Source organism: Muricoccus pecuniae (assembly GCF_014199205.1).
Lineage (GTDB): Bacteria > Pseudomonadota > Alphaproteobacteria > Acetobacterales > Acetobacteraceae > Roseomonas > Roseomonas pecuniae.
This window is the reverse complement of record NZ_JACIJD010000063.1, coordinates 1-4,484: the sequence shown is the minus strand read 5'-3', so window position 1 is coordinate 4,484 and position 4,484 is coordinate 1. Positions and strand designations below refer to the sequence as shown.

General features: G+C 66.2%; 5 protein-coding genes and 1 pseudogene. All 6 read left to right on the top strand.

Annotated elements, in window-relative coordinates; translation table 11 throughout:
* Positions 1–167: 167 nt before the first annotated feature.
* Positions 168–458: a hypothetical protein gene (locus FHS87_RS23000; protein WP_184522179.1), complete on the top strand. Its 291-nt coding sequence runs from the start codon at positions 168–170 to the stop codon at positions 456–458.
* 53 nt (positions 459–511) lie between these two features.
* Positions 512–1,636, top strand: a complete 1,125-nt coding sequence (locus FHS87_RS22995; RefSeq protein ID WP_184522176.1) for an IS630 family transposase — start codon at positions 512–514, stop codon at positions 1,634–1,636.
* Between the two features lie 683 nt (positions 1,637–2,319).
* A complete protein-coding gene (locus FHS87_RS22990) occupies positions 2,320–2,727 on the top strand; it encodes a hypothetical protein (RefSeq protein ID WP_184522173.1) in 408 nt (135 codons plus the stop codon).
* A 9-nt stretch (positions 2,728–2,736) separates the two neighbouring features.
* Complete coding sequence (locus FHS87_RS22985) at positions 2,737–3,165, top strand: NUDIX hydrolase (RefSeq protein WP_184522170.1); 429 nt, start codon at positions 2,737–2,739, stop codon at positions 3,163–3,165.
* Positions 3,166–3,556: 391 nt separating this feature from the next.
* Positions 3,557–3,790: a DUF2188 domain-containing protein gene (locus tag FHS87_RS24735; protein WP_184522167.1), complete on the top strand. Its 234-nt coding sequence runs from the start codon at positions 3,557–3,559 to the stop codon at positions 3,788–3,790.
* Positions 3,791–3,935: 145 nt separating this feature from the next.
* Positions 3,936–4,310: pseudogene (locus FHS87_RS22975) on the top strand (IS110 family transposase); the annotation flags it as partial.
* Positions 4,311–4,484: the final 174 nt, after the last annotated feature.

Sequence of the window (4,484 nt, the reverse complement as noted above, 5' to 3'; positions counted from 1 at the left end):
GCGGCGGGCACGCGCGACGTCAGCCGGCACGCGGGCGGGGTGACGGAAGGAGCGCAGCAGACCGGGGCGGCGGCGACCCAGGTCCGCGCGGCATCCGGCGAGCTGGCGCAGAAAGCCGAGCTGCTCCGTGGCCAGGTGGACCGCTTCCTCGGCGGGATCCGCGCGGCGTGAGCGGGGCGGCCAACGACAATGCCGGGGCGGGGCAGCAGCCCGCCCCGGCCGGGATGACGGCCCTGGTCGAGGGGACGCTCGGGCAGGTCGCGCACATGCTGGAGGAGGTGGGCACGCTCGGCCTGCCGAGCGCCGTCGCCGCCGCCCGGCGGGTGCGCTCGATCAGTGTGGCCGGGGTCGCGTCACTGCCGCCAAAGCAGGGCATCGGACTGCTGTGCCGCCTCGTCCGCGAGGCCGAAGCCCTGGAAGCAGCGCTCGCCGCAAAAGCCCGGCGGAGCGCTTCCTAGTGTCCTGCGCCTGAAATTCGTGGCAAAGTGTTGGGGCTGATGCGGAGGCGCAGATGCCCTACCGAGTGCCGACAGCCTTGGACCTGAGTGATGCGGAGCGGACCGAGCTTGAGAGCTGGGCGCGGCGGCGCAAGACGGCACAGGCCCTGGCCCTGCGTGCGCGCATCGTCCTGCAGGCGGGTGCGGGGCTGACCAACACGGCGATTGCCGCAGAGCTTGGCATTGCCAAGCATACGGTTGGCAAGTGGCGCGAGCGCTTTGCCCGACAGCGCACGGACGGGCTGCTGGACGAACCCCGTCCTGGCGCGCCGCGACGGATCGTCGACGAGCAGATCGCGGCGCTGGTGGACCGCACGCTCGCGGAGCGTCCGAAGGGCAGCACGCACTGGAGCCTGCGGACGATGGCGAGAGCGTCTGGCCTGTCGGCCACGACGGTTGGCCGGGCCTGGCGTGCCTTCGGCTTGCAGCCGCACCGGATGGAAAGCTTCAAGCTGTCCACCGACCCGCTCTTTGCCGAGAAGGTGCGTGATATCGTTGGTCTCTACCTCGCGCCGCCCGACCGCGCGCTGGTGCTGTGCGTGGACGAGAAGAGCCAAGTGCAAGCGCTTGACCGGACCCAGCTACTCCTGGCTTTGCGACCGGGCCAAGCCGAGCGGCGCACCCACGACTACGTCCGCCACGGCACGACCAGCCTGTTCGCGGCCCTCGACGTCAAAGCGGGAACGGTGATCGGCAAGTGCTTTCCTCGGCATCGCGCAGCCGAGTTTCGTAAGTTCCTCGACGAGATCGATGCCCAGGTCCCGCCCGATCTCGACGTCCACCTCGTGCTCGACAACTTGGGCACCCACAAAACCAAGCTGATCCGGGACTGGCTGGCCAAGCGGCCACGCTACCACGTCCACTTCACGCCCACCTCGGCGTCTTGGATCAACCAGGTCGAGCGCTGGTTCGGGCTGCTGACCGAGCGCGCGATCCGCCGCGGTGTCCACTGCTCAGTCGGCGCTCTTGAGCGTGACATCCACGCCTTCGTGGACGCCACCAACGCCGACCCGAAGCCCTTCCGCTGGGTCAAATCAGCCGACGACATCCTCGCCAGCGTCAAGCGCTTCTGCCTGCGGTCCTTGGGCGAGGATACGGCGAAGCAGGCTTTGTCACGAATTTCAGAACCGGGACACTAGGTAGGAATCTCATTTAGGTTCACTTGATGATGGCGGCCATGAGGCCGAAGCTTGCGATGTAATTCCGGGCGAGACGGTCGTAGCGCATGGCCAGTCTCCGTCAGTTCTCGCGGCGGCAGAATAGACGCTTGGTGACGTTGCGGCGCTTACAGGCGAGGTGGTCGAGAAAGATAGGGCACGATGCGCGTGGTGATGGACGGGACGACAGCCTCGATGCGCCTGTCCTGCAGCCAGTGACGAGGCTGTCTGCGTCGTTAGGCCTTGTTCGCGATACGGCGTCGAAGCCTCGCCACGGCCTGGAGTAGCGCCAGGGCCATGCTGATATCGGCAGTGTTGCCGGGTGCCAGCGCCAAGGTGATCAAGTCGGCCACGGCTTTCGGCCAAGTGATGGATCTTTGGGGTGCGCCAGGCGCGCAAGCGTCCAATTGCCTGCGCCCACTCCCCCCTCTCACGACATGGCAATCTGAGGGTTACCCGACCTGTTCAACAGAACGCCAGCAAGCGGCTCACGCCTATCCAGCCATCGAATCCTGACCAAAGATGAACACCGGAAGTCGTGGTGGGCTCGGAGGCGAGCCCGGCAATTTGGTCCTCCTGGGGTCGCTCCCCTCACGCCCAAGCCACAGGCTTCCGGCCCTGTTGCGACAAGCATCAGCGACACGCGAGAGGAGCCAGGAGGGTTCGTGACCAAGCAAGAACAGTTCCTCTGGATCGTGCAGACCGCGATCATCGTTAACGCAGTACGCCTGAGCACGGAGGTTCGGCCCGATCGGGAGATGACCGGCATCGGGCTCACCGGCAACTGGGGGGCGATCTCGGATGCGATCCGGGCCAGTGAGCTTATCCCGGCCGACATGGACGCTGACGCGGCGGCTGACGAGTACTGCACCTACATGCTGGCCAATCAGAGACAGGAGGAGGTCAAAGCTCAAGGCCATCCGATCGCTTGCCCGGACTGGTTGCAGCAGAGCCGGACCGGGGCGGCGTCTCACGGGCTGATGGCCAACTCGGACATCCTCTACTCACCCATCGAGGTGGGCAATGCTGGCTTTGGGGGGGCGGCGCACGGCGGACAGGTGGCGACCGAGTAGTACAGCGCGGTGCCCGGCAAGCCGAACCGCGAAGCGGGTAAGCAGTTCGCGGTTCTGCCGCTCAAGGACGAGCTTGGGCTCACGCTCGTGCTGCTGGTGACGAGCCGCGAGACCCGGCGGTGGGTTCTCCCGAAAGGCTGGGCGGAAAAGCAGTTGAGCGGTCCGGAGCTGGCCGCCAAGGAGGCCTTCGAGGAAGCCGGCGTCACCGGGCAGGTGCAGTTAGAGCCGGCCGGCTCCTACAGCTACCACAAGCACCTGGCCGATGGTCGAACGGTAATGTGCACCGTCGAGGTCTTTCCGATGCGCGTTGACCGCCTTCCCGTTGACTGGCCGGAGCGGCAGGAGCGGACGCGCCAGTGGTTCACCCTGCCCGAGGCCGCATCCCTGGTGCAGGAAGCTGAACTTGGCTCGCTGCTCCTGCAGTACGTGGCGCTCTAACCGTGACGACCCCCTTTAACAATCCCGCTGCTACACGTTTCCTGAAGGACCGTTGCGGCCCAAAGATACGGCGGTGAAGGAAGGCGGTGCCACGGTCGGGCCAGAAAAGGTGTAACCACGGTCCGGCCCGCCTCTGTAACCCAGCGGATTGGCCGGTGACGCCGGAGCAGTGCCGGGAGGCAGGGAGGCTCCTAGGCTGGCATCAGCAGCGCCTGGCCATTCAGGCGAATAGCTGCCTAGTTACGGTCGCAGGTTCCGAGGTTGGAACCCGAGCCACGAGGGCGACCAGCGTGGCTGCTTTTCGGGCAGCGCTAGAACCTGCAGGGGTGGAGTTTCCTGCAGAGGACGACTTTGGGGCGGGAGTAAGGCTGCGAAAGGGAGGGCCAAGTCTATGACGCAGATGACCTACTACGTTCTGGAGGACGGATCTGGGTGGAAGATCCGCCACGATGGCAATGATTACACAGGCTATTCGACGAAGGCCGCAGCCGTGCGAGCGGCTATTTCGACTGCAACGAGGTGGGTTCGGAACGGCCATAACGCTGACGTACAGGTGCAAGGCCCGGACGGAGCCTGCAAGGCTGAATGGCCCAACGAGCCTGATCCGTTTGCGGCCCTGGGCTGATGACGCAGCAAGCCGGCCGGTACTGCAACAGGGTGACTAGACCAGATGTCCGTCTGAGGCGGGGGTGGCCCGCCTCGAACTGTGCAGGAATGACGAGGGTTGCGCCGGGTGTGCCGGCGCCTTGCCTCAGCACAGGAGACGGGCCGTGGGAGAGAGGGTCATCTTTGTCGGGCTGGACGTGCACAAGGCGACGATCGCCGTCTGTGTCGCGGAGGCCGGTCGGGATGGCGAGGTCCGGGTCATAGGGGAGATCCCGAACGAACCGTCGGCACTGGACAAGTTGGTGGCCCGGCTTGGCCGGGGCGGCCGAACTTTGCGCTTCGCCCATGAGGCCGGCCCGTGCGGCTACGGGGTGTATCGACACCTGCGGGACCGTGGCCACGACTGCGTGGTGGTCGCGCCGAGCCTCATCCCACGCAAGCCCGGGGAGCGGATCAAGACCGACCGGCGGGACGCGACGGCGCTCGCGCGTTTGCACCGGGCCGGCGAGTTGACCCCGGTCTGGGTGCCCGACCCGGAACACGGTTCGAAGCACTGCTTCGAACAGGCGGGACCTGGTCAGGGCACGGGCCGACATGGTGGAGGCGCTCCGCAAGGCGCGGTGAACCGCCCCGGGTTTCCTGGAGGTTCCAACTCTTGAGAGGATGGAGCCATGACGAAGAAGACCTCGAACCGGTATTCGCCTGAAGTCCGG

What these genes read in the sequence shown, in the direction of transcription:
- FHS87_RS24735 (WP_184522167.1), top strand. Translation starts at nt 3,557, where the DNA reads ATGACGCAGATGACCTACTACGTTCTGGAGGACGGATCTGGGTGGAAG.
- FHS87_RS22995 (WP_184522176.1), top strand. Translation starts at nt 512, where the DNA reads ATGCCCTACCGAGTGCCGACAGCCTTGGACCTGAGTGATGCGGAGCGG.